Here is a 1,505-nt window from a genome sequence, read left to right on the forward strand (position 1 = left end):
TCTTCTGATTACTCCGTGCCTGCAGGAGCGGCCTGCAGTGTGGTTTCGACTTCCAGCGCCGGCTTGATGTCGGGCTTGACCCACCAGGTGGCCGTGCCGATGTCGTATTTAGGCGAGACCTTTGGATGGCCGATGTGGTTCCAGTACGCCACGCGCCAGGTCTTGATGTGCCAGTTGGGTATTACGTAATAGCCCCATTGCAGAACGCGGTCCAGCGCGCGAGCGTGGGCCACGAGGCTGTTGCGCGAATCGGCGTTGATCAGTTGCTCGACCAGTTGGTCGACCACCGGATCTTTCAGGCCCATGGAATTGCGGCTGCCGGGCTTGTCGGCGGCGTCCGACATCCAGAATTCCCGTTGTTCGTTACCCGGCGAATTGGACTGCGGGAAGCTGCCGACGATCATGTCGAAGTCCCGGGAGCGCACGCGGTTGATGTATTGCGAGACGTCGACCCGGCGGATCACCAGATCGATGCCCAGGTCACTGAGATTGCGCTTGAATGGCAACAGTACCCGTTCGAATTCGGTCTGGGCCAACAGGAATTCGATGACCACCGGTTTGCCGGTGGCATCGACCATTTTGTCATCGACGATGCGCCAGCCGGCCTCCTGCAGCAGTTGATAGGCTTGCCGTTGCTGGGCGCGGATCATGCCGCTGCCGTCGGTGGTCGGGTTCTGGAACGCTTCGCTGAACACTTGCGGCGRCAGTTTGCTGCGCAAAGGCTCGAGGATCGCCACCTGTTCGGCATCAGGCAGGCCGGTAGCGGCCATTTCCGAGTTCTCGAAGTAACTGCGGGTACGCACATAGGCACCGTTGAACAGTTGCTTGTTGGTCCATTCGAAGTCCAGCAACAGCGACAAGGCCTGGCGCACGCGCACATCCTGGAACACCGGGCGGCGAAGGTTGAAGACGAAACCTTGCATGCCGGTCGGATTGCCGTTGGGAATCTGCTCCTTGACCAGTCGACCTTCGGTGAYCGCCGGAGTGTTGTAGGCGTTGGCCCAGTTTTTCGCGGTCATTTCCAGCCAGTAGTCGAACTGCCCGGCCTTGAGCGCTTCCAGGGCCACGGTGTTGTCGCGGTAGTAATCAGTGGTCATCACGTCGAAGTTGTAGAAACCGCGATTGACCGGCAGATCCTTGCCCCAGTAGTCCTTGACCCGCTCGTAACGCACCGAGCGTCCGGCCTTCACTTCGCTGACCTTGTACGGACCGCTGCCCAGCGGGATTTCCAGGTTGCCCTTGTTGAAATCGCGGTCGGCCCACCAATGCTTGGGCAGCACCGGCAACTGGCCGAGGATCAGCGGCAGTTCGCGATTGTTGGTGTGCTTGAACTTGAACAGCACGGTCAGCGGGTCTTCGGCGACCACTTCGGCCACGTCGTTGTAGTAGCCGCGGTACATCGGCGCGCCGTCCTTGGTCAGCATCTGGAAGCTGAACACCACGTCCTCGGCGCGTACCGGATGGCCGTCATGGAAGCGTGCTTCCGGACGCAGGTAGAAGCGCAC

The 1,505-nt window shown here is 60.5% G+C and carries 1 protein-coding gene; it reads right to left on the bottom strand.

All coding sequences use genetic code 11. From position 1 onward, the window contains the following. Positions 1-8: 8 nt before the first annotated feature. Positions 9-1,505, bottom strand: a 1,497-nt coding sequence (locus ACXRVY_RS28600) for an extracellular solute-binding protein (protein ID WP_458238904.1), incomplete at its 5' end; no start/stop codon positions are given.

This window comes from Pseudomonas sp. P5_A2_2 (assembly GCF_054177685.1).